Source organism: Paractinoplanes rishiriensis, assembly GCF_016862375.1.
Taxonomy (GTDB): Bacteria; Actinomycetota; Actinomycetes; order Mycobacteriales; family Micromonosporaceae; genus Actinoplanes; species Actinoplanes rishiriensis.
Map to the genome: position 1 here is coordinate 1 of NZ_BOMV01000129.1, position 22,081 is coordinate 22,081.

Genomic DNA, 22,081 nt, shown 5'->3' on the forward strand with positions numbered 1-22,081 from the left:
AGCAAGGGCGGTGAGATCGACGCCCAAGTGGCGGATATGGAGCAGGCGTTGCGTGACGCTGGGCTGCCGACGGGGCCACCCGCGTCCGGCCATTACCGGCAGGGCCTGGAGAACGCCGTGCGCCGCGGCATGTCGATCGACACGATCACCAAGCTCGCCGCCGACCACCACATCACGCCGGAGGACTTCAAGGTCCTCGACGGTATGGAAGAGATCCGCGAGGACGAGGACGGCGACGGGATCTACAAGTCGGTACTTCCTGATGCCGTCCGACATCAGCGGGGACAGCGGCGCCGAAGGCCAAACGACCGACTTCGCCCCGACGGCGTACGGCTCCGCGGAGCTGCAGCGCATCATCGATCGGCAACGGGAGAACTCCTGGAACTACGACGACGATGCGGGATTCGTGCACGGCAACAGGGCGGCTGGTGAGCACCCCGAACGGGATGATCATGGGCTTGGGCGGCAACCTCATCCAACCGGGATCAGAACCAGGCGATCCGCCAGTGGGCGGTCAAGAACGGCTACGAGGTCTCCGAGCGCGGCCGGATCCCCAGCACGATCGTCGAGGCCTTCCACACGAAACGATAGACCGGTTGGGGCACGGCCTACGGGCCTCGACGGTGCTGTGGACGACGCGACGGTGCAGCACTGCATCGAGGCCACCGGAGCAGGGACTTTGCGTGTTCGGATGCTGATGTCCTGAGCGGGGGCTACGGCGCCGGATTGGCCTGCGTGGAGGGCGGTCTGGGCGGGTGAGGCCCCAGTGTGATCATGGACTTCTGATGCTTCCAGCCACCGTCAAGGACCTCGCCCGCGATGTCAGCATGCACGATCCCAGTACTGTCCGCAGTTACCTCCTCGTCCGACATGCCTACACTGCCGGTTACCGAGCGTGAACCCGGCCAAACCCCACGACCACCGTCACTCGCTCGACGTAACCAGCGAGGCGATTTGCCACGCGGCGCATCGGCCGCAGTCGGCGCTTGAGCTGGCTGTGATCGGCTTCGACCCAATTGCGGGAACCGTGCCGCGGAGGCAGATCTGGGTGGCCGTGTGAGACGAGGACGGGAAGATTGCACAGTTCGAGCGTGCCCTTGATCCACCGATCAACCAAGGCAATAGATCCCGCCTACCTCACTGCGGACAGCCGCTGTCAGGACCAGCTCAGCGTCAGAGTGCACCTCTCCGATTCCGATGCCGGCAAGGCGAGGAACCAACTGCTCAACAGCATCACACGTCGGACAACGACTCATCGTCCGATGTCCATCACACAGTTCGCGCCAGAGCTCCGGTTTGCACGAACGTCACGGCACCCTCAGCCCACGACTTATAGCGTTCACCGGGGGCGTACGTCCACCGTCCGACGCAAACTCGACAGTGGTGAACCGCCACCATCCTATTGACCGTACCTTCGCCAGGACTGTTTGGAACCGTCCATCAGCGCTTTGGTGGACGTCCGGACACATCGTCCGACGCACCGGCCGTGGAGCGGCCGGTGCAGGGCCGAAGGCTGAGATCGTGGCAGACATTAACGAGACTCCCCGTAGGCGAGCTCGAACCGAGACCAAAGTGACAACGGCGACCGGTGCCGCCTTCGGCAACCAGAACACAGTTCACAACTATTACGGGCGGCAACGACCGAAGCCGTCCGGTGGCAGACGGCCGTGGCTAATGGTGATTTTGGCGGGTACAGTGGCCATCGCCGCGGTTACAGTCTTAGCGGTGCTGGCATACCGGTCGGGCGCGACGAAGCCAGAGCAGCACGCCGTAGGCGACCTACTGACCGATCCGGCAGACGAACTTGTCCACAATGGCAAGTTAGTGCGGCTGTCCATGCCCGATAGCTGGCGTCAGTTCAACACTGTGACGCTGGTCCCGCACCTCAGCCGGTTAGATGGTGACAAGGGAGGAGGATCATGTATCGCTCCCGCGAGCATGACAGTCATCCCTGTGTTGGACGACAAAGACCTCCCGGTCATTGACAAGGTAAAGACGGGGCAAGCAGTGCCCGTCGGGCTCAGCGGGACTGGACACAAGTTGCAAATGAAGATCGAGGTACGACTCTCCGATGACCTTTGCCGGCTTCGGCTCGGCGGGTCGATTGTTTTTGAATGAAAGGCAATCAATGGGCTTTAGACGCCGAGTGCGCTCGCGGTGCTTGCCGTTTGCACTCTTCGCACTTCTCGCGGCACTCTCCGCTTGCGACAACGAGATCCCAGAACCGCCGGAGCCTCAGGTCGCGAAAACGGATCCACTGCGGGGGAACATCAATGTCGCCATTCACAGCGACCAACCCGGCTGGGGATACACCACCAACGGTTTCCAATATTCTGGATTCGACTACGACCTCGGAAACTGGCTCGGTGGGGAAATTGGGTTCAACCCCACTTGGATTGGAGCCTCGGCTGGCCAGCGCGATGATCTCCTCATCAATGGTAAGGTCAAGTTGGTACTCGCCACGTACTCAATCACCGACGAACGCAAGAAGACGGTGAGTTTCGCCGGACCCTACATAGTGACCCAGCAGGGAATTCTGGTGCGCACTGGCTACAAGAAGATCAATAAGGTCGCGGATTTTGCAGGAAAGTCAGCGTGTGCGGTACTCGGCACCACCTCTCTGGCCCAGCTTGAAGGCCAGATGGACAAGAAGCGAATTACCGCCGAGCAAGGCCTTTCAACCTGCGTCGAGCGGCTCCTAAAAGGAGACGTCGAAATGGTGTCTACCGACCAGTTAGTCCTGCGCGGATACGCCAGTAAGAACCCAGACAAGCTCGCCGTTGTCGAAGGGCTCACCTTTGGATATAAGGAGATGTACGGGGTGGGGCTGCCGCACGGGAACGGCGCCTACTGCCAAGAAATCACAGCTGCACTCAAAAGGTTCATCGAGTCGGGGGCATGGGACAACTTTTTCCGCAAGCACTTCCCGGGGATCCCGGACAGTGACCAATATCGACCCGATCCGGGTGCCCTGGATCCCTGCCCAGCAACGTGAACCGCGCCTCAGCGATCACCGTGAAAGGTGTTGTGCTGCACGTTGAAGTCGCCGATCTGTACGCCCTGGGCATTGCCGATGTCTATCTGACGCTCCCCCTCCCGGGTCCGGTCAGCGGACACCGTCGGCCCGGGGCGTGTCGCTACCGCTGACGGTTGACCCTCCGTGGATGGAACGCCGCCTGTGCCACGTGGCCCGGTCAGGAGAGTTGACAGAGAGAGCCCCAGGCCCAGAACGCCGGCCAAGGCACCCGCCACGCTGGCGGCTTGATCCGCTTTGTCCAGTCCGATCCAGCCGAACAATGCACCCAGGCCAGCTGCTACTAAACCCGTCACGACCAACATTGTGCGTCGAAGCGACATGCTCACATCGTACGTACCAGGTCACTCGGCTGGACCAGCCCGAACTGCGTGACCCGCACGCAGTTTCGGGCGCTGGACCTGGCTCGTGCTCCTGGCCTACAACCCAACTACGGCTCGCCAGCACTGAGGTCGCGGACCGACGAAGGCGGTGTTGAACGACCCGCCCGGCAGGGGAAGCTGCGTGGCGGGCCGGCCGGAGGCCGGCGTATCGGCCGTGGGTGGCAGAGCCGGGGTTGTGGTTGCAGTTCGACTGGGGCGACGAGCCGCGGATTCGCTGTCGGCACGGACGATCGGTGACCGGATGCAGCAGCAGCTGCTCGATCGGCCGGATGCCGGCGGCGGCGAGCCGGGTCGTCCCGCGCCTGGCGCGGGAGGTGAGTAGGCCGTGGCGGAGGGCTTCAACGTCGATGCGTCGCAGTTGTATCGGCATGCGGCGAACGTGCGGGCGGTGCGTGATCAGCTCGGGGCGATCAAGTCGGCCAGCCGGGCGATCGCGCAGAACGATCAGGCCTACGGCCTGTTGTGCGGGTGGATCGCCGGGATCCTCGAGGCCCGCCATGTCGGCAGGACGCGTTGTACACCTACGTCGAGGAGAACCTGGAACTGGCGGCGGAGGCGTTGATCGCCACGGCCAGGGAGTACGAGGCCAGCGACACCGCGGCGTCCGACGGTATCCGGCAAGCCGGCCGGGCGGTGTGAGAACGTCATGGTCTCGCAGAACACGCTGGTCGCCCAGACCGACACCACCCGTACCGCGTGGACCGGGTCTTCGCTCGGTGAGGGGTTCCAGGGTCTGCAGCAGGCGGTGAACAGCGGGTCCTGGGTGGACGGGATGCTCGCCAGCGGGGCGTTCGCCCTGGACGCGGCGGCCACGTCCTTGACCCGTTCAGTGCGCTGCTGGCCAACGGGCTGGGCTGGGCGATGGAACACTTCGAGCCGCTGCGTGAGGTGCTCGACAAGCTCGCCGGGATCCCGGACATGGTCATGGCACACGCTGAGACGTGGAAGAACATGGCCGGTGCGCTGGTCACCATGACCGAGGACCTGTACGCCGACCTCGCGAACGATCTGCCCGATTGGACGGGTACGTCGGCCGACGGGTACCGGCGGCTGATGGGTAACAACGTCGACAGGATCGGCGGGCTCAGCGTGCTCGCGGCGACGATGGCCGCGGCCACCCAGGCGGCCGGGAATCTGGTGCAGTTCACCCGCGACATCGTCCGCGATTTGATCGCCGACCTGGTCGCCCGGGTGATCGTCTGGGCGGTCGAGGCGATCTTCGTCGTCACGATCCCGGTGATCGCGGCGCAGATCGTCTCGGCGGTGCTCAAGTGGGTCGGCCGGATCCTCGGCTACACGACCGCCCTGATTAGCAGCCTGACCAGTCTCAAGACGCTGATGGGCGCCTGACCGTGGCCAGAGGCGGTCGCGGAGGATCCGACACCAGCGTCGACAACCCCTCCCCCACGCGTGCTGGCGACGACGGCGACCCAGCGTCGAGCAGGAGAACCCCCGACGTCAACGCCGCCGATGTGGACGGCGGGCATGATGCGGTCCAAGCGCGGCTGGCTGCCGGCCGGGTCGGTAACGCCAGTGCCGGCTCCGCGGGCGGCCCCGGATCGACGACTCGTTCGCCGGTTGCGAGCACGGTCACCGGTGAGCAGTTGCCGCCCGGATACTCGTACGACGTGAACGGCCGTCTGCACGGGCCGGACGGCGGCTACGCCCGAGACCCCACCGCGCCGCCCGGCGCGCACAACCGCGACACCGAGTACCCCGCGGTTATCGGGAGTCGACCCACGACGAGATAGCGCGCCGGTACACCCTGGAGGGCAGCCTCGCCGGCCGGGACGATGATCTCCTACTGGGAGGAGGGGCCGTACTACGACTTCGCCCAGGCCGAGATCGAGGAGCTCGAGACGGCCACCGCGACGCTCAACACGATGTGCATCAAGGCCGGCAACTGGGATAGTCCGGCAGTGCCTCCGGCACACCGTGCAGGGGCGTAAGGAGGGCTACTTCGCGTCGATCTGCAACTCGGAGAGCTGCTTCCTGGCCAAGATCGGCATCCCGGAGTACACGCACGAGCAGGTCATCCGGACTTGGTTCGACGGTGACGCGGAGACCTGGACGCGCTACGAGAAAGACCCCGGACATGCGGCTGCCGATAGCGGCGCCGGACCACTCACCGAGCATCTACGGCCGCTTCGACCTCTGGTACAACGGCGCCGGGTCGGTGCCACGGCTGCTGGAGTACAACGCGCAGACACCGACCTCGCTGGTCGAGCCGGCGGTCATCCAGTGGCACTGGATGGACCAGACCAACCTGCCACGCCGAGGAGGCCGGTTACCCGGTCGAGCTGATCACGATGAGCCAGATCGGCTGGGACGTGACCGGCGACCGGGTGCTGTTCGTGCCCTCGCCGGGCAGCGAACACGGGCCGTGCCGATCGACATCATCTTTCATGCTCTACCCGTGGGAGTGGTTCTGGAACGATGCGGCAAGGCGTTCTTCCGCAACATGGCCGACCTCACCAAGTACGGCACGGTCTGGATCGAGCCGCCGTACAAGGCGGCTGCTCAGTAACAAGGCCCTGTTGCCGGTGCTGTGGATGCTGTTCGGCGAGGACAAAGAGCGCGGCAAATATCTTCTGCCGTCCTATTTCGCACGGTCGTCCAAGGCGGCCGTGGGCCTAGGGCGCCGTCGACGCGTTCGATGGTCGTCTTCGTGACCCGCTCCGCGGCCGGCGCTCCGGCGGTCAGCGCTCCCGCGACGGCCGGCACCGAGAAGCCGAGGAACTCGCCCATCGTGACGGCTGCGAACCAGCGGCGGAACAGCCGCCCGTCCCGCGGCACGTCGGCCGGCGCCGGGACCGGGACCGGGACCGGGACCGGGACCGGGACCGGGACCGGGACCGGCAGATCATCGACGGTGACCTCGACCAGAACCGCGGCGGCGGACAGCCGAACCCTAGGGAACCGGGCCCGCAAGAGGTCGGCAGCCTCACCGGCCGCCCCGGCAACGTGTCCGGTGCCGCGATGCCAGCCGCCGTCACACCACACCTGCACCGCTGCGGGTTCACGGAAATGCCGCCACCAGCGTTTGGTGTCGGCGTGCCCGGCGAGAACCACCAACCGGCCGGCGGCGCGGGCCGCTTGGACCGGCACCGTGACCGTCGCCCCAGCGCGGGAGGTGTAGCGTAGCAGCACCGCTCCCGGTACGACAGCCTGTCCCACCCGGGTGGTCAGCAGCCGCAGCCGCCACGCCGGTACACCGGTTCGGCCGGTGCGCATCGAATCCGAGCCCATGATCACCGGATCATCGTCGTCTCTCGCCCGCCAAGCTGGGCTGGGCCGCTCAGCGCGCCCCGGCCAGGACTTTGGTCCCGCCTGCGACACCGTGTACCAGCGTGTCGAGGATGCCGCGACCGCTGAGGATGCCAACCACGGCTGCGTCCCCGACCACCGACGGATCGTCCCCAGCCTGGCCGAACTCGCCGGCTACCACCGGCCGGGTGTCGGGTGACATGCCACCTGGCCGACCTCGCGGCCGGAATGCTGGAGCTTCCTCGTAGTCGCCGGCCGGCCGGGCGAGGCCGCGCGGCCTCGCCCGGCCGGGACTTCGGTCACCGCGTCGGCTTATGCGGCGGGGCCTTGGCGCGGACGGCGGCGAAGGCGGTGCAGGCGGGTGCGAAGTCGATCCTGCATCAGGTCGGTCGCCTCCTGCATCGTCGAGCCGACACCGTGGACGTGAACGCCGATCCCGTTGACGTCCACGTGGGCGTCCACGCGATCACCGGGGGCCGCCGCGTCGAGAGTCAACGACGTACGAAGCACCTGACCCGAGGCGTGGTGCAGCGCGGACACCGTTTTCTCGATCGCGTACGCGGTGGCCTCCGGCGGCACGTCGCCGTGGGTGTGCACCTGCGGACGGCCGACTTCATCGATGCGCACGATGGCGTCTCCTTGCAGTCCCGCCTGGCCCCTTCGAGCCGGGCACAGTCGCATGGTCAGCCCGACAGGCATCCGGTCGGTAGGGTCCTTCGGCACCTCATCGCTCAGCGCAGGCAGCCCGGCGGGATCGGCAATCCCGGTCTGCAGCGTCCAATACGCTCGATACGGCCGTGCCGGAACACGACAACCGGCTCCGGGACCATCGGCCCTCCCACCGCTCGCCGGGCGGGCAGGATCATGGCAGGGAACCGATGAGAGGACAGCCGTGGACCCGACCACGGCTCGGTAACCGTGATCGCCTCGGACAAGACCGGGACGCTGACTGAGAACCGGATGAGCGTGCAGCAGGCGATCACCGCCGACGGTGCCCGCTACACCGTCGCCGGCACCGGCTACGCCCCGGACGGCGAGATCCGGTCCGCCGGCACCACGTCGCCGGCCGGGGACGACCTGCGCCGGCTGGCCGTCGCCGGGCTGCTGTGCAACGACGCCGACCTGATCGCCCCGGCCGACAACCGGCCGGACTGGACCGCAGCCGGTGACCCGATGGAGGCCGCGCTGCTCGCCTTCGCCGGCCGCTGCGACCTCGACATAGGCGCCGAGCGGGCGCCGCGCCGCGGACAGCCGCAGCCCTTCGATCAGGCCACCCGCTCGATGACGACCGTGCACCCCCACCACACCGGCGGCTACCTCGTCATACGCAAAGGCGCCCGGGAGAACCTGCTCGACCCGACACCCACGCGGGCATGCTCGCCGCCGCTGCCGACCTCGCTGGCAACGGGCTGCGGGTCCTCGCCGTCGCCACCACGGTCGCCGCCGGCCCGGTAGACGCGGCGGACCCGCCGCCGCTGCGGATCGCCGGACTGCTCGGCATCGGCGACCCGCTCCGGGCGACCGCCGTCGACAGGGCGAGGGCCTTCCACCGCTGCGGTGTGCGGCTGCTGCTGATCACCGGCGACCGCCCGGCCACCGCCGGCGCGATCGGCGCCGAGCTAGGCCTCATCAACGACGGCGACCAGGGACCGCTCGACCCGGACACCGTCGAGCACACCCGGGTCTACGCCCGCACCCAACCGGAACAGAAACTCGACATCATCGCCAGTCTGCAGCAGGGCGGCCACGTGGTCGCGATGACCGGCGACGGCGTCAACGACGCGCCGGCGCTGCGCCGCGCCGACATCGGCGTGGCCATGGGCGGCGGCACCGAGGTCGCCTCGGCAGGCCGCCGAACTGGTCCTGGTCGACGACATCCTGGCCACCGTGGCCGACGCCATCGGCGAAGGCCGCCGCAGCTACGACAACATCCGCCGCTTCCTGCGCTACGCCCTGTGCGGCGCCGCCGAACTGCTGATCATGCTGGCTGGTCCAGTGTTCGCGTCCTGTCCCGGCCGCCGCGCTCACCGCAGGATGCGTAGCGGTGCTTTCCGGGCCTGTTACTGCACGGTTTCTACCGCGGTGCGATCTCGGCGTGCCGCAGCTGTGCGGCATGCGGCATGACCAGAACCGGCACGGACGCGCGGTGCAGGGTGGCCATCGCGACGCTGCCGAGCAGGATCTCCGGGATCGCTGACCGGCCGCGGGAACCCACCGCCACGACCGCGGCCCGGTGCCGGTCAGCCGCGGCCAGCAGCGCGGCCGAGACCGACCGGCCGCCGTCCACCCGGCTGCCGTCGCGGTGGGCGACCGTCAGCTCATAGCCGGACGGCGCCGAGGGCTGATCAGCCCCGTCACCGACCCAGACCAGGACAATGCGCCGCCCGGCGAACAACCGCTCGACAGCGGCCAGGGCCCGCTGCGCGCCGTCCGAACCGTCCCAGGCGAGCACGATCGGGCCGTCCGGCAACGCCTGGCGTTGCGCCGTCAGCAACGGATAGGGCACCACCAGCACCGGACGTTGGGAATAGTGCACGACCATGTCGGAGACACTGCCGAGGACCGCTGTCGCCCCCGCCAGACCTCGGGAACCGACCAGGACCAGGTCGACGTCGAGCTTCCCGGCGAGCTCGCCGAGGTACAGGCCGTGGCCGCCGTCGCACCGTTCGGCCACCGGCTGCGCTGACCAGCCGGCGGATCCGGCAAGGGCGACCCCCGTGGCGGCGATCCGCTCCGCCAGAGCGGCTCCTTCGCGCTCGATAGCGGCAACGAACCCGTCCATCCCGCGTTCGCCCTGCCACAGCCGTCGCCGTACTGTTTCGTCGGTGAACGGCGGTGTCCAGAGGTGAACAATCCGTGCGGACGCATGCGGTAACAGCGTCGTCGCCGCGTCGATCGCCGCATTGGCGGCCAGCGAGCCGTCGAAACCGACCATCACGTGTACCGGTGGTGCCGCGGTCATCGTCACTATCTCCTCGCGTTACACGGAACTGAATCCGGTTCTTGCGTGCTCGCACGAACGAGCCGGCCACCACGACACACCGGACAGCAGCGGGCGGCCCGTTGTGATCGACGGTACCGTGCGCGCGGTCCACGTTCGCGGCCTTCGCCCGGTCAGCCGGTGTGCCGACGGATCGGTCCAAGCGCTCGCCGGCCGGCCGCGGACCGATCTCCGGGGAACTCGGCCGTGGTCTGGCCCGCTCGAGCCGTCAAACCCTGATGCGGATGCTCCCCGAAAGGCTTGCTGGCCAGCACCGCTAGTTGCCGGGTGCGACGTTGCAGGCCGACTTCGGCGGGCAGGCTGGACATGGCGTTCTTGACCGTCTTCCCGGTCAGAAACATCCGGCCGGCGATCTCGCGTTTGGTCAACCTCCCGGCCACAATCGTCCAGAATCCGCCGCTGCTTGGTCGGTCAACCCGGCGAGCTCGTGGTCGCGGTTCACGCCGAGCGCCGCGATCGGTGGGGCGCGTGGATCTGAACAGGCGAACCGTTCTGCCCGGCCCGCCGCATCGGTACCACCGGGAATCCGCCGCCCCGGACCGAGAAAGGCGAAGGTTAGGCCGGTGTCGCCCGCTGGATCATGCTCGTGGGTCCCGAAGAGGCGGGACCCTTGGCCCTGGTACGCAGCGCTCATAGCCGGCGAGCGTGAAGGTGTCATGCCGAGCGGAACTGCTGAAGGGTGTTCGGATGCGGCCGATCGAAGCGATGCTGATCGTGGTAATCGTGGTCGGACTTCACATCGTTGTCGTTCCCCGGTCCCGGCAGCGGTGGACGAGATGGCTGTCGGCCATCCCGATCGTGATCGCCGCCGTGCAGGCCATCGGCGAGGGCTTCCGCTGGCAGCTGGTTCCCGCCTATGCCATGGCGATCGTATTGCCTGCCGCGTGGCCGCTGTGGCGGATGTGGGCTGGGCGACCCGCCAGACGCCCGTGGACGCGGCGCTGTGCGCGGATCGCAGTCGGGGCAGTCTGCTTGCTCGTCCTCTGCGCCTCGGTGACGCTGCCCGTGGCGGTCCCGGTGTTCGGCTTTCCGGCACCGGCCGGGCGCTTTGGCGTCGGCACCCTGACGTATCACTGGACGGACGTGGCCCGGCCCGAACCGTTCACGGCCGATCCCGCCGACCATCGCGAGCTGATGGCGCAGGTCTGGTACCCGGCGACGCCAACGGCGGGTGCTGCACGGGCGCCGTACATCGCTGACGCCGATGCCGTGACGCCTGTGCTGGCTGAGCTGGCCGGCCTGCCGGAGTTCCTGCTCGGCCATTTCCGGTACGTCACCACGAACGCCGTCGCCGGCACACCGGTCGCCGGCGCAGCGGGCAGGTACCCGGTGCTGATGTTCCTGTCCGGCCTGTACGGCTTCCGATCGGTGAGCACCTTCCAGATCGAGGAGCTCGTCTCACAGGGATACGTCGTGATCGGTCTCGACCAGCCCGGCGTGGTCGCGACGGTCCGGTTCCCCGACGGTCGGCAGGTGCCGAACCTGCCGGTCGACCGGATCGGTCCGCTCGTCGACCAAAGTGTCGAGCCCCAGCCGATCACACCGGAGCTGAACGGCGTGCCGCAGCCGGACGGGCTGGTCCCGTTCTTCGCCCAGGATGTGCGTTTCGCCCTGGACCAGCTCAGCCGGGTCGACGTCGCCGACCCGCACCGTATCCTCACCGGACACCTGGATCTCGGCCGCGCCGGCGTCTTCGGGGTGTCCCTCGGCGGCCGGATTGCGGCTCAGTCGTGCCGACACGACGCCCGTCTCAAGGCGTGCCTGGTGATGGACGACCCCGCACCGGCCGATGTGGTCGCGGACGGGCTGCGTCAGCCCACGATGTTTCTCACCCGGGACGCGGAAACCATGCGGCTGGAACGCCGGAAATCCGGCGGCTGGAGCGAGCACGACATCGTGATGACACTCGGCACCATGCGCGCAGCGTTCGCGAAGCTGACCGGCGGCGGCTACTACGTCGAAATACCGAACCTTTTCCACGTCAACTTCACCGACCTGCCGTACTGGCTCCCGCCATCGCAGCAGCTGGGCCTGACCGGGCCGATCGGCGGCCGTCGCGGGTTCGCCATCATCAACGCCTACACCGTGGCGTTCTTCGACCAGACCCTGCGCGGCGCGCGGTCTCCACTGCTGGACGGGGCAGCCGGGGCGATCTCCGGCACGACCGTCGAGGTCCGGGCACCAGCACCGTAGACGACACTCACACCGGACCCCCGCCCGCCGGGGTTGGCAGCTCGCGAGACATCCACGCGCGTTGCTCTCGAACTCGCCGCCAGTCGTCGGCGCTCTGGGACGTACCTGGCCAAGGCCGACCGGCCATCATCCCGTGTCCTTTGCCAACCAACTTTGTTCGCGTGTCGGCGATGTTTGTCCCAGCGCGCGTTTCTGCCACTAATGATTGTCCGTTGCAGGTCAACGGCGATGCCGGAGTAGGACGACCGGGGGTCAGTCGCTTGCCGGCTGCTTGGGGAAATCGCGAGCGCTGTGCGCCTCGTAGTCGAGCCCGTAGACCTTCTTGAGATCCTCGATCGCCTTCAGCTGCGCCTTGCTGTGCGGGCTTGCGCTCGACTCCCCTTCGTCTCCGGGCACTGGTTCGAAGGAATGCAGAACGATCTTCTCCAGCAGTTCCCCGAGCGTCTGATCGTTGAACTCTGCGAGGCCCTTCAAGACTTTGACCAGGCGCGTCTCCATGCGAACGCCGAGCTGGACTCGCTCGATCTTGTGTGATGCCGAAGTCATGACCGACCACCTCTCGTTGTCCATGTCCCTAGGGACCAAGGTAACATTCGACGGCTTGGGGCTCCAGCGAGTTTCGCTTCACGTGGCTTGACGATGACTGCTGAGGGTTCCTCGGTTATGGCCTGTTTCGGGCGGGCGGTGATGTGTCGGGTGGGAGGTCGGTGAGCCAGTGGTGGTCATATCCGAGCTGTTCGAGGCGGGTTTGTAGCCAGCGCCGTTGACGGGTGTTGGCGGTTCGCCACTGGTGGCGAAGTCCGTCGGCCAGGTCATCGCGGCGGTGAGGAGCAAGCCATGAGATCAGGTCGTGGCAGATGTCGGCGATCTCGTTGGCGTGCTTGCGTCGCTGGTCGGCGGCCCCGATTAATTGGTCATTGTGGATGGAAGCCGTCAAGAGGCGGATTTCGAGGAACGCCAGGTGCAAGAGCCGGACGGTGGCTTCTTCCGTGGCGGCCGCGGGCGGAGCGTTGGTGGGTCGGCCGATGGCCAGGGCCGTCGGCGGCTCATCGACAAGTCTTGGCCGTTGGAGCCGGGCCGTTCGGCGGGTGGTGATGTAGGTGCGGACGGCAGGGTAGGACGGTGTGGCGTCGTGTTCGTCGTGCAGTCGCTGCCAGATCGCGGCGGCGGTGATTGCCGGGTTCGCCTCCAGCATCGCGTCGATGTGCTCGCGGAGCCCGAGTAGGACTGTCGGCTGCCGTTCGATCTTTTTGCGGGGCGGCGGGATCTCGGATTGCAGGGCTTTGCCGACGGTGCGGCGGCCGACGTGGTGCTTGGTGGCGAGAGCGCGGATGGACATGCCGAGCCGGGCGTCGTAGCGGATCGCCGCGAACCGTTCGCGTTTGCGCTGCTCGTTCAGCGTCTTCCGGGCCTCGTTCTCGCGGGACCGGCCAGGTGTGCGGGTTCGGGGCACCAGCTCGGGCAGGGCCCGGACGAGGTTGGCGGGATCACGGCCGGCCAGAGCGGCCAGCTTGTCCAGCTGGATGGGCCCGAGCGAGTTCGGTGGTGTGGTAAGCAGCAGGCGGAGGTAGCTGGGTCGCAGGTGGTTGGCCTCGGCGAGGCGGTGGACGTAACGTTCGGCCGTCTCTGCGGCTGACGGCCGAACCTGCCGGGGCAGCGGGAGCAGTTGGTCACCGGTCATGGCCGGCGTGCGGCGTTCGGGTGCCGGGCGTGATTCTGGGCGGCGTGGTCGAGGTCGACGGCGTCGAGCAGCTTCCTGGTGATCTTCTCGGTGCCGGTGAGGATGGCGTCCAGGGCGGCGCCGCGGATCAGGTGGGACAGGCTGCCGATCATGCCGGCGGTGCGCTGGTGCAGGTAGTCAGCGAGGCCGACCAGGGTGTCCGCCTGATGATGTTGCAGCCGCAGGGCGTTCTCGATCGTGGCGATCAGGCCGGTCCACTCGGCGGTGCGGGGAAACGGGCTGGTCGGGATCATGGTGAAGCGGCCGGCGATCTGGCTGCCGCGAACACCGGAGAACAGGCCGGCTTTCTCGACGTCGATGCCCGCGTAGAGAAAAGTCGCCGGGATCCGCTCGGAGAAGTATTTGAGGGTGTCGGAGACGTCGGCGCCGTTGCGGGTGCTCAGGGCAAGGTTATGGATCTCGTCGACCGCGACGACGCTGACCCGGGCATCGACCGCGACGCCGCAGACGGCTTCGATGATGTCGGTGATGTTCGCCCGGCTGGTGACCGGAAGACCGAGGAATCGGGCGAACTCGGCGGCGACCATGCGCGGTGTCGCAGCCGGCGGGACGGTGACATAGAGGACCGGGATCCGGTCGGTCAGTCCGGGGTGGCGGGCGGCGTCGATCGCTTGGTGGGTCTTGCCGAACTGGGTGATCGCGGTGGTCTTGCCGGTGCCTGCCGGCCCGGACAGGATGAGCCCGCGCCGGGCAGAGACCGCGTGCCGGTTGAGCAGGGTCAGCCGCCGCCCGGTGGTGATCACGTGCCGCGATGTCGAGGTCGCGACGGCGGCGAGGCGGGTGTGGTAGTCGAGACGCAGTTCGTTGTAGTCGGCCCGGCCCGCGTCGTCGAGGTTGCTGAAGCGCTGGCGGGGCAGCAGGTCCGGAGCGGTGACCGGTTCGCTGGTGAACCGCCGCCAGCCGGGCAGGGTGCTCAGGTGCCGGTGGTCATCGGCGGTCTCGATCGCCTGCTTCCACTGCGCCGCGGTGCCGGGATCGGTCACCATGGCTTCAGGGCTTCGGCGAAGGGATCGAAGACCTCCAACGGGACGACCGGTTCCCGCGGCGGTTCGCCGGGATCGGCGACCTCCGGTGGGTCCAGTGGTTCGTCGGCCGAGGCGGCTCGGGCGGCCCTGGTGGCGTGGGTCTTGGCCTGGACCCGCCGGTCCCGGGCGGTGGCCGCCCCGGCGTGTGCCCGGGCCAGCAGGTTCTGCGTGGCCGCGGCGAGTTCTTCCTCCGTGCCGGCGGGAAGGCCGCGCCGGACGTGGTCCCAGGCGAGTTCACCGAACGGGATAGGGGCCTGCCGCAGGTGCTTCCAGAACAGCATGATCCACCCGGGCTCGGGGTGGTTGCGGACCCAGACCCGCGAGACGTCGTAAGGGTCGTAGTGGATCTCCCACTTGTTGTTCTTCGCGGTGATCCCGGACGGCTGCCCGCGCAGCAGATCCAGGGCATCGCCGTCGTAGGTGCGCCGGCCGACCCGGACCCCGGACGCGGTGATCGCCTGCCACTTGGCCGGCAGCAACTCGACATAGTCGTCGGCGGTCAACGCAACCGGCGTGTAACCGGCGACCTCGATCAGCGTCGCGTACTTCTCGTTCGGACTGAACGCCCGGCCCGGCGCCAACGGATCCCGCAGCCCGTCGTGGGGCCGGTTCTGCCAGACCGTGACGATCCACTCATCGAGCAGGTCCTGCACTTCCCGCAACTTCCAGAGCCGGCCCTCGCCGATATCGCGGCCGCGGTGCTCGACCCCGCGGCCGACGTAACCGGCCAGATACTGGGCGAACAGCGTGCCCACCGACAAGATCGCCCGTTCGACGTGCGGTTTGTCGGTCGGGGTTGCCTTGCGGGCCGGCTGCAGGTTGATGCCCAGGAACCGGCAGGACGCCCGGAACGTGTGGGAGATGAACGCCTTGCCGTGGTCGCAGACGATGGTCTCGGGGACGATCACCGGGCGGGCCGCCGCGTGCTGCAGCCGGGCGTCGATGTCGAGCAGCCGCTGGTGCGGCAGCACCGAGGCCGCCATCCGCAGCGCGTCGCTCCAGCCGGGACGCATCGGCTCGGCAGTCACCGACCGGGCCAGCAACACTGAGGCGTCGACCGCCTTGGTCGAGGGCCGCAGCACTGCTGCGGTGATCGACCGCGTGGCGATGTCGACCAGCGCGGTCAGCTCCACTCGGGCACTCACGCCCTCGTCCAGCAGCACCATCACGTCCAACGGGGTCGAGTCGATCTGCATCACCTCACCCGGCGCGACCACGCCGACCTGTGAGAACGCCGTTTCCGGGCGGGCCGCCAGCGATCGGCGGGCGCGAGCTGTGCCGGTCGTCTGCCGGCCCTGCGACAGCCGGGCGAACAACCGATAGAGCGTGCGCTGTGACGGCACCCGCCCTGACCAACCCTCCGCCTGCTCCAGCAGCTGTCGGGTCCGCCAGAGCACGAACCCGGCAGTCCGGGTCGACGTGTCCGATGCTTCCGCGATCGCTGTCCGCATCGCCGTCACGACCTGCGCATCGACCCGGCCGGACGCCGACGACGGGCGCATCGCCCGCCGGTCCACCAAGCCGAGCAACCCATCCGTCTGGTAACGGTGCCGGCGGTCCCGGACACTGCGGGCGGTCACCTTCCGCCCCGCCGCGGCTAGCTCGACGGCCTTCGCCGCCTCCCGCTCGGCCAGGCTCCACTGCTGCGGGTCGAACTGCGGCCGCCCTGTTCATCGGGACGAACGCCAGTCAACACCTCCAGAATGTGCTGCTCCCACCACAGCGCCTCCTGCAACACCGGTGCCGGAACCGTGTCCAGCAGCCCGTAGGCAGGTAACACGCTCACGGCCGTCTCCAGGACGCCGCGCGGACGATCGACGACCCGGCCAACACGGCAACGTCGAGATCGGCGGCCAGGATTTGCTGCCAGAGCAGGTGAAACAATGCCGGCAACACCGCGAGCGGGTCACCCACCCGGGCGGCACCGACCATCAGCGGCGTCGGGTAGGCGAACACTCGCACCAACTGGTCGACGAGGTCGATCCGGGCGCCGTGCCGGGGATGCCGATACCGCGACAACCAGCGCAGATTCGCCGCCAAGACCGGATCCACAACGCCGAGCCGGCGAAACGCCCAGCCGACCTCGTCGCACGCGCGGGCAGTCACCGCGAACGCCGCCGCGTCCTTGTCCGGGATCCGGTCATCCGGACGGACGTCCACTACGACCCCGCCGCCGTCGATCAACCGGGCGAAGAAGTCCGGCGCGTGCCGCCGCCACCGCGTGCCGACCTGCCAATACAGCCAGAACGGCTGGGACGAGAACGCTGTCACCTCACGGTCAAAGTCCAGCCGCATAGCGTGGTCTCGCTCAAGCCAGGATTCGAAACCCACATGCCGGTCTGTGGTTGCCGACCACCACCAGCCCGGGAAATGCTTCTGCCCCCGTGACCAGCCGAAACCGCGTACCGGCGGCATCTCCTCGAACGCAACCGTCCAGCACTGCGCCAACGAGCCGCGGCAGCGAGACCCCGTCGCGTCAACGAACTCGATCTCGAAGTCCGCCGCGTCGAAGTCATCCCCTTCAGCCTCGACCTGCCCGCTCACCAGCCGATCGTCTCAACCCCGGCAGACAAACTTCGATGACACAAACCCTCACGGGGACAAAGTTCGCTGGCACGAGGGACAAACCTCGATGGCAAAGGACAGCCCGGTCCGGCACCACCGGGCAACCAGCAGTGGCTACGGTCGCGAGAAGAGGCTCCAGATGGTCGGCGGTTTCGACACCAGCTGCCGATCTCAGCGATCCGGGATGGTCGCGAGAGCCGACCGCAGAAGCTATCCAGGGCCATCGCGGTCCAGGTCAGCGGTTCCCTCGCCGGTGGTGCCCTGTCTCGGGACCACGGATCTTCGACGACGCCGGGGTGGTGTCGCCGGTGACGACCACGTGGTGCCCGAACTGACGACCACAGCCACAGCAGATATCAGCCATCGCCGACGCGGCGACGCTTACAGCAGATCCTCGCCGATTCATGGGGCGCGCAGCTACGCCCCGGGCCGACTGTGCGCCAAGGGACGTCTCCCGCACCTCGAGGGACCGTTCCCTGCCCCCGACATTGCCGTTCCCCGGCGCTGTCGCCAAGCATCATCGGACTCAGCTGGATATCCCCAGCAGTTCGGTTCGTTGCCCGGGACGCCAGGTCGGTGGTATGACGGCGAGTGCGTCGGCGGACGCCGCCGGGCCGAGGTAGCCGGGGTGAGCTCCGTCGATCGGGTGGGCGAGGTGCTGGTGCAGCCGTACCGGGATCAGTCGGGTGTGACCAGCGGCCGGTCGCGCGTCGCCGCAGACCACCGCGCTGGGCGATTGCGGCAGCGCCCGTCCGGCGAGACCGGCCAGTAGCGGTTGCAGCAGGGTGAACGAGGCGACCAGCGCGGCGAAGGGATTGCCGGGCACTCCGACGATCCACCGGTCGCCGGTTCGGGCGAGAAGTTGGGGATGCCCGGGCCGGCAGGCGACGCCGTCGACGTACACCGTCGCTGCGGCGGCGTTCAGGGCTGCGTGGAGGTGGTCGGCCGGTCCGACGGAGGATGATCCGCACACGACGGTGATGTCCGCTGCGGCAAGCGCGGAGGTGAGGGCGGCGGTAAGGGCGCCGGCGGGTTGGTCGGGCACCCGGAGCCGGGTCGTCGGGATGTGCCAGCTGGCGAGCAGGCCGGTGAGCATTGGGCCGATGGCGTCGCGGACCTGGCCGGGTCCGGGCAGGCCATGGTCGATGACCTCGTCGCCGGTGATCAGCATCGTCACCCGCGGCACGGCACGGACGGCGACGGCGTCGACGCCGACGCTGGCGGCCAGGCCCAGAGCGGCCGGGGTGAGCAGATGCCCGGCGGGCAGCAGCTGCTGCCCGGCGGTGACGTACTCGCCGTGCCGGCGCACATGCCGCCGCGGTCCGGGCTGGGCGGACACGATGTCCCCGTGCCGGGTGGTGATCTCGTATTCGACAACCCGGTCGGCACCTGATGGGACCGGGGCGCCGGTGGCGATCTCGGCCGCCTCACCCGATAGCAGGCCCGTGGCGGGCTGCTCACCGGCCAGCACACGGCCGGTGACGCGCCACGGCCCAAACCCGCAGGTGGCGTACCCGTCCATGGCCGCGTTGTCGAAGCCCGGCAGCATGACTGCGGCATGAACCGGCTCGGCCAGAGTACGGCCGCCGGCCTGTTCGAGCGGCACGGTCTCGGCGCTGATCGGGACCGGCAACCGGTGTGCCACGCTGCGGGCCTCGTGCCACGGCATCGGCACGCGGGTGCGGTGGTGCGGATGCGGCCGGACGGTGCTGGTCATCGCCGGATCACCGTCGGGGTCAGTTCGAAGGTCGCCACCGACGTCCGGGCACACGTCATGGGTGCTGGTTGAGTTTGGCTACGGTCAGCAGGACGACGCTGTCCTGCAGGGCTTGGAGGCTGTGCCGGGCATCCGGGACGAGGATAAGTTCCCCGGCATCGGCCTCGCCGGTGTCGTCGCCGGCGGTCATCCGCACCCGGCCGTGCATGACGTGCACGGTGGCCTCGCCCGGGTTTTCGTGCTCGTCGAGTTGCTGCCCGGCGGCGAGCGCGATGACGGTCTGGCGCAGTGTGCTGGCGTGGCCGCCGTGCACGGTCTGGGCGCTGCGGCCGCTGGATGCGTCACGGGCGGCGGCCAGGTGTCGGGAGGCCAGCTCGCTCAGTGAGACCTTGTGCACGTTGACCTCCAGCAGAGTCGGGCAGCGGGCCGGTTCCGGCCGGCCGGTTCGGCGCGCGGTGGTGGTTATTGGACGCGTTCCCAGCCGCGGCGGGTGGGTGCGGCGTCGCGGCTGCGGTAGACGATGTACGGGCGGGTCAGGTAGCCCAGCGGGGCCGAGAACACGTGCACGAGGCGGCTGAACGGCCAGAACGCGAACAGCACCCAGGCCGACAGCGCGTGCAGCCGGAAGCCGATCGGGGCGGCCTCGATCAGGGACTTGTCGGGCTGGAAGTAGAAGATCGAGCGGAACCACGGCGAGACCGTCTGCCGGTAGTCGTGCGGGTGCTCGGTCAGGTTGCCGAGGACCGTGGTGCCGAGGCCGAGCACGATGGTGGCGATCAGCAACACGTACATGATCTTGTCGTTGACGGTGGTGGCGGAGAAGACCGGGCCGACCGTGCGGCGGCGGTAGATCAGGATGGCGGCGCCGCCGAGGGTCATGATGCCGGCTAGTGTGCCCAAACCGACGGCGACGACGTGGTAGGCGTGCTCGCTGACTCCGGCCGCGTCGGTCCAGGATCGGGGGATGAGCAGGCCGCCGATGTGGCCGAGGGCGACCAGCAGGATGCCGAAGTGGAACATCGGGCTGCCGATCCGCAGCAGGCGGCGTTCGTAGAGCTGAGACGAGCGGGTGGTCCAGCCGAACTTGTCGTACCGGTAACGCCACACGTGGCCACCCACGAAGATCGCCAGGGCGACGTACGGGACGACGACGTACAGCAGGGTGGCGGTCATCGCTGGGCTCCTTGCAGGGAGAACGGGGAGAGCCCGACCTTCTCCTCGGGCGGGCCCTGGGCGGCGAGCCGGGCCACCGCGGTGAGCTCGTCACCGGCGAGCGCGGGCAGGGTGGCGGTGATCGAGTCGACCACCGCGGCCCACGGCGACGAGCAGTGGTGCAGGGCCAGGCGCAGCAGTTCCAGGCCGGCGCGGTGCTCGGCCAGCAGACCGGCGCCGTGGTCGGGGACGATGGCGGCGTACTCGAGGACGACGGACAGGTGGTCGGGCAGTTCGTCGTCCGTCAACGCCAGCCCCGCCGCGGCATAGGTCTGCTTGAGGTGCAGCAGCGCCATGCCGCGGTTGCGGGTGTCGCCGTGCGCGTAGTAGGTGAGGAACAGGCAGCAGCGTTTGCGGTGGTCGAAGGTCGCGACGTAGTCGGCGGTCAGCTGTCCGGGTGCGGTGGTACGCGCATGCTCGATGAAGCGGCGCAGCGGCGCGCCGACCGGGTGGTCGAGGGTGCCGGCCACCTGGGTCAGCAGGTCGAGTCGCGCGAGCAGGGCTTCGTCGGGGTAGCCGAGCAGCAGCGACTGGGCCTGCCAGGCGCGCACGGTGGCGGTGCTGTCGGCGGTCATGGTTGGGGCTCGATCTCGGCCGTCGGGTCGCCGCCGGTGGGCCGGGCGTCGGGGCGGGGTGGGAACAGTCCTTCGGGGCGGCCCTTGCCGTCCCAGTTGAGCAGGTTCACGCGCAGGTCCTTGTCGGCGGGGTCGACGAGGGTGTCGCTGGTCTGCCGGTTGACGAGCATGTGGAAGTTCTCCACGGCGATCGGCTGGGAGCCGCCGGAGGATTCACCGAACGGCCCGGAGCCGCCCATGCCCGGCCCGCCGTCGTAGTTGAGGCTGCACTCGGTGGCCAGTTCCTCGAGGCTGTGCGCCTGCTCGGCGTGCGCGGGCGGGATCACGTAGCGTTCGTCGTACTTGGCCAGGGCGAGCAGCCGGTACATGTCGTACAGCTGCTCGCCGGTCATGCCCACCGCGGCCGGGATCGTCTCGTCGGGTTCCCGGTCGAGGTTGATGTCGCGCATGTAGGAGCGCATCGCGGCGAGCTTGCGTAGCACCGCGTCGACCGGTGCCGGGTCGCCGGCGGTGAACAGCTGCGCGAGGTAGTCGACGGGGATGCGCAGCGCGTCGATGGCGGCGAACAGGTTGCCCGGGTCCTCGGCGTCGTAGCCGGTGTCCCGCACGATGTCGACCACCGGGGACAGCGGCGGGATGTACCAGACCATCGGCATGGTGCGGTACTCCGGGTGCAGCGGCAGCGCGACCTTGAACTTGTTGATCAGCGCGTGGATCGGCGAGCGCTGGGCCGCCTCGATCCAGTCGCGGGGGATGCCGGCCTGTTCGGCGGCGGCCACCACGACCGGGTCCGCCGGGTCGAGGAACACCTGCCGCTGCGCCTCGTACAGATCGTGCTCGTCCGTCGTGGCCGCCGCCTCAAGGACACGGTCGGCGTCGTACAGGATCAGGCCGATGTAGCGCAGGCGGCCCACGCAGGTCTCCGAGCAGACGGTCGGGATGCCGACCTCGATGCGCGGGAAACAGAAGGTGCATTTCTCGGCCTTGCCGGTGCGGTGGTTGAAGTACACCTTCTTGTACGGGCAGCCCGACACGCACATCCGCCAGCCGCGGCACCGGTCCTGGTCGACCAGCACGATGCCGTCCTCGCTGCGTTTGTAGATCGCGCCGGAGGGGCAGGACGCCGCGCAGGACGGGTTGAGGCAGTGCTCGCAGATCCGCGGCAGGTAGAACATGAACGTCTGTTCGAATTCCAGCTTCACCTTGTCGGCGATGGACTTGAGCAGTACGTCTTTGTCGCCGTGGTCGGGTGAGCCGCCGAGGTTGTCGTCCCAGTTCGCCGACCAGGTGATCTTCATGTCCTTGCCGGTGAGCAGCGATTTCGGGCGGGCGACCGGGGTGTGTTCCTGCAGCGGCGCGTTGGTGAGT

The 22,081-nt window shown here is 68.4% G+C and carries 23 protein-coding genes and 2 pseudogenes; 12 read left to right on the forward strand and 13 right to left on the reverse strand.

Annotation, left to right across the window (positions count from 1 at the left end; genetic code table 11):
* The 9 genes and pseudogenes from Ari01nite_RS48505 to Ari01nite_RS51610 all read left to right on the forward strand — a co-directional run.
* Nucleotides 1–432, forward strand: a 432-nt coding sequence (locus Ari01nite_RS48505; RefSeq protein WP_203791428.1) for a hypothetical protein, incomplete at its 5' end; no start/stop codon positions are given.
* A gap of 45 nt (nt 433–477) precedes the next feature.
* A pseudogene (locus Ari01nite_RS48510) lies at nt 478–591 on the forward strand (Lsr2 family DNA-binding protein); the annotation flags it as partial.
* Between the two features lie 981 nt (nt 592–1,572).
* Nucleotides 1,573–2,118, forward strand: coding sequence for a hypothetical protein (locus tag Ari01nite_RS48515; RefSeq protein WP_203791430.1), 546 nt, complete (start codon nt 1,573–1,575; stop codon nt 2,116–2,118).
* Complete coding sequence (locus Ari01nite_RS48520; protein WP_203791432.1) at nt 2,072–2,995, forward strand: transporter substrate-binding domain-containing protein; 924 nt, start codon at nt 2,072–2,074, stop codon at nt 2,993–2,995. The genes Ari01nite_RS48515 and Ari01nite_RS48520 overlap by 47 nt, the downstream gene beginning before the upstream one ends.
* 935 nt (nt 2,996–3,930) lie before the next feature.
* Nucleotides 3,931–4,056, forward strand: coding sequence for a hypothetical protein (locus Ari01nite_RS51235; protein ID WP_275410967.1), 126 nt, complete (start codon nt 3,931–3,933; stop codon nt 4,054–4,056).
* 222 nt (nt 4,057–4,278) lie between these two features.
* Nucleotides 4,279–4,767, forward strand: coding sequence for a WXG100 family type VII secretion target (locus Ari01nite_RS48530; RefSeq protein WP_239163688.1), 489 nt, complete (start codon nt 4,279–4,281; stop codon nt 4,765–4,767).
* A gap of 443 nt (nt 4,768–5,210) precedes the next feature.
* Nucleotides 5,211–5,366, forward strand: coding sequence for a glutathionylspermidine synthase family protein (locus tag Ari01nite_RS50715; protein ID WP_239163689.1), 156 nt, complete (start codon nt 5,211–5,213; stop codon nt 5,364–5,366).
* Nucleotides 5,367–5,512: 146 nt separating this feature from the next.
* A pseudogene (locus Ari01nite_RS51605) lies at nt 5,513–5,623 on the forward strand (hypothetical protein); the annotation flags it as partial.
* A gap of 103 nt (nt 5,624–5,726) precedes the next feature.
* Nucleotides 5,727–6,089, forward strand: coding sequence for a glutathionylspermidine synthase family protein (locus Ari01nite_RS51610; RefSeq protein ID WP_369076796.1), 363 nt, complete (start codon nt 5,727–5,729; stop codon nt 6,087–6,089).
* A 626-nt stretch (nt 6,090–6,715) separates the two neighbouring features.
* Here the strand turns inward: Ari01nite_RS51610 and Ari01nite_RS48540 are convergent.
* Nucleotides 6,716–6,886 carry a hypothetical protein gene (locus Ari01nite_RS48540; RefSeq protein WP_203791434.1) on the reverse strand — a complete coding sequence of 57 codons (171 nt, stop codon included), beginning with the start codon at nt 6,884–6,886 and terminating at the stop codon, nt 6,716–6,718.
* A gap of 110 nt (nt 6,887–6,996) precedes the next feature.
* Nucleotides 6,997–7,311 carry an HPF/RaiA family ribosome-associated protein gene (locus Ari01nite_RS48545; RefSeq protein ID WP_203791437.1) on the reverse strand — a complete coding sequence of 105 codons (315 nt, stop codon included), beginning with the start codon at nt 7,309–7,311 and terminating at the stop codon, nt 6,997–6,999.
* Nucleotides 7,312–7,602: 291 nt separating this feature from the next.
* On the opposite strand from Ari01nite_RS48545, the gene Ari01nite_RS48550 reads away from it, so the two are divergent.
* A complete protein-coding gene (locus tag Ari01nite_RS48550) occupies nt 7,603–8,139 on the forward strand; it encodes a cation-transporting P-type ATPase (protein WP_203791439.1) in 537 nt (178 codons plus the stop codon).
* A complete protein-coding gene (locus Ari01nite_RS48555; protein ID WP_275410969.1) occupies nt 8,058–8,726 on the forward strand; it encodes an HAD-IC family P-type ATPase in 669 nt (222 codons plus the stop codon). Before Ari01nite_RS48550 ends, Ari01nite_RS48555 begins: the two co-directional genes overlap by 82 nt.
* Nucleotides 8,727–8,758: 32 nt before the next feature.
* Here the strand turns inward: Ari01nite_RS48555 and Ari01nite_RS48560 are convergent, their stop codons facing one another.
* A complete protein-coding gene (locus Ari01nite_RS48560) occupies nt 8,759–9,646 on the reverse strand; it encodes a universal stress protein (protein WP_203791441.1) in 888 nt (295 codons plus the stop codon).
* Nucleotides 9,647–10,372: 726 nt separating this feature from the next.
* Between Ari01nite_RS48560 and Ari01nite_RS48565 the strand changes: the two genes are divergently transcribed.
* Nucleotides 10,373–11,878 carry an alpha/beta hydrolase family protein gene (locus tag Ari01nite_RS48565; protein ID WP_203791443.1) on the forward strand — a complete coding sequence of 502 codons (1,506 nt, stop codon included), beginning with the start codon at nt 10,373–10,375 and terminating at the stop codon, nt 11,876–11,878.
* Nucleotides 11,879–12,130: 252 nt separating this feature from the next.
* Here the strand turns inward: Ari01nite_RS48565 and Ari01nite_RS48570 are convergent, their stop codons facing one another.
* The 10 genes from Ari01nite_RS48570 to narH all read right to left on the reverse strand — a co-directional run.
* Entirely contained in the window at nt 12,131–12,424 is a 294-nt protein-coding gene (locus tag Ari01nite_RS48570; RefSeq protein WP_203791445.1) for a hypothetical protein, read from the reverse strand.
* A 115-nt stretch (nt 12,425–12,539) separates the two neighbouring features.
* A complete protein-coding gene (locus Ari01nite_RS48575) occupies nt 12,540–13,559 on the reverse strand; it encodes a hypothetical protein (protein ID WP_203791447.1) in 1,020 nt (339 codons plus the stop codon).
* Entirely contained in the window at nt 13,556–14,605 is a 1,050-nt protein-coding gene (locus Ari01nite_RS48580; RefSeq protein WP_203791449.1) for an AAA family ATPase, read from the reverse strand. The genes Ari01nite_RS48575 and Ari01nite_RS48580 overlap by 4 nt, the downstream gene beginning before the upstream one ends.
* Nucleotides 14,599–16,224, reverse strand: a complete 1,626-nt coding sequence (locus Ari01nite_RS48585) for a TnsB C-terminal domain-containing protein (protein ID WP_203791451.1) — start codon at nt 16,222–16,224, stop codon at nt 14,599–14,601. The genes Ari01nite_RS48580 and Ari01nite_RS48585 overlap by 7 nt, the downstream gene beginning before the upstream one ends.
* Nucleotides 16,225–16,426: 202 nt before the next feature.
* The gene (locus tag Ari01nite_RS48590) at nt 16,427–17,188 is read right to left on the reverse strand and encodes a TnsA-like heteromeric transposase endonuclease subunit (RefSeq protein WP_239163692.1); all 762 of its coding nucleotides are present in this window, start codon (nt 17,186–17,188) and stop codon (nt 16,427–16,429) included.
* Between the two features lie 547 nt (nt 17,189–17,735).
* The gene (locus tag Ari01nite_RS48595) at nt 17,736–18,926 is read right to left on the reverse strand and encodes a molybdopterin molybdotransferase MoeA (RefSeq protein WP_203791453.1); all 1,191 of its coding nucleotides are present in this window, start codon (nt 18,924–18,926) and stop codon (nt 17,736–17,738) included.
* Nucleotides 18,927–18,981: 55 nt separating this feature from the next.
* Nucleotides 18,982–19,323: a cupin domain-containing protein gene (locus Ari01nite_RS48600; protein WP_203791455.1), complete on the reverse strand. Its 342-nt coding sequence runs from the start codon at nt 19,321–19,323 to the stop codon at nt 18,982–18,984.
* Nucleotides 19,324–19,388: 65 nt separating this feature from the next.
* Complete coding sequence (narI, locus tag Ari01nite_RS48605) at nt 19,389–20,099, reverse strand: respiratory nitrate reductase subunit gamma (protein ID WP_203791457.1); 711 nt, start codon at nt 20,097–20,099, stop codon at nt 19,389–19,391.
* On the reverse strand, nt 20,096–20,713 hold the full coding sequence (narJ, locus tag Ari01nite_RS48610) for a nitrate reductase molybdenum cofactor assembly chaperone (RefSeq protein ID WP_203791459.1): 618 nt from the start codon (nt 20,711–20,713) through the stop codon (nt 20,096–20,098). The genes narI and narJ overlap by 4 nt, the downstream gene beginning before the upstream one ends.
* Nucleotides 20,710–22,081: nitrate reductase subunit beta (gene narH, locus Ari01nite_RS48615; protein WP_203791461.1), on the reverse strand; the 1,372-nt coding region annotated here is incomplete at its 5' end. The genes narH and narJ, both read right to left, overlap by 4 nt.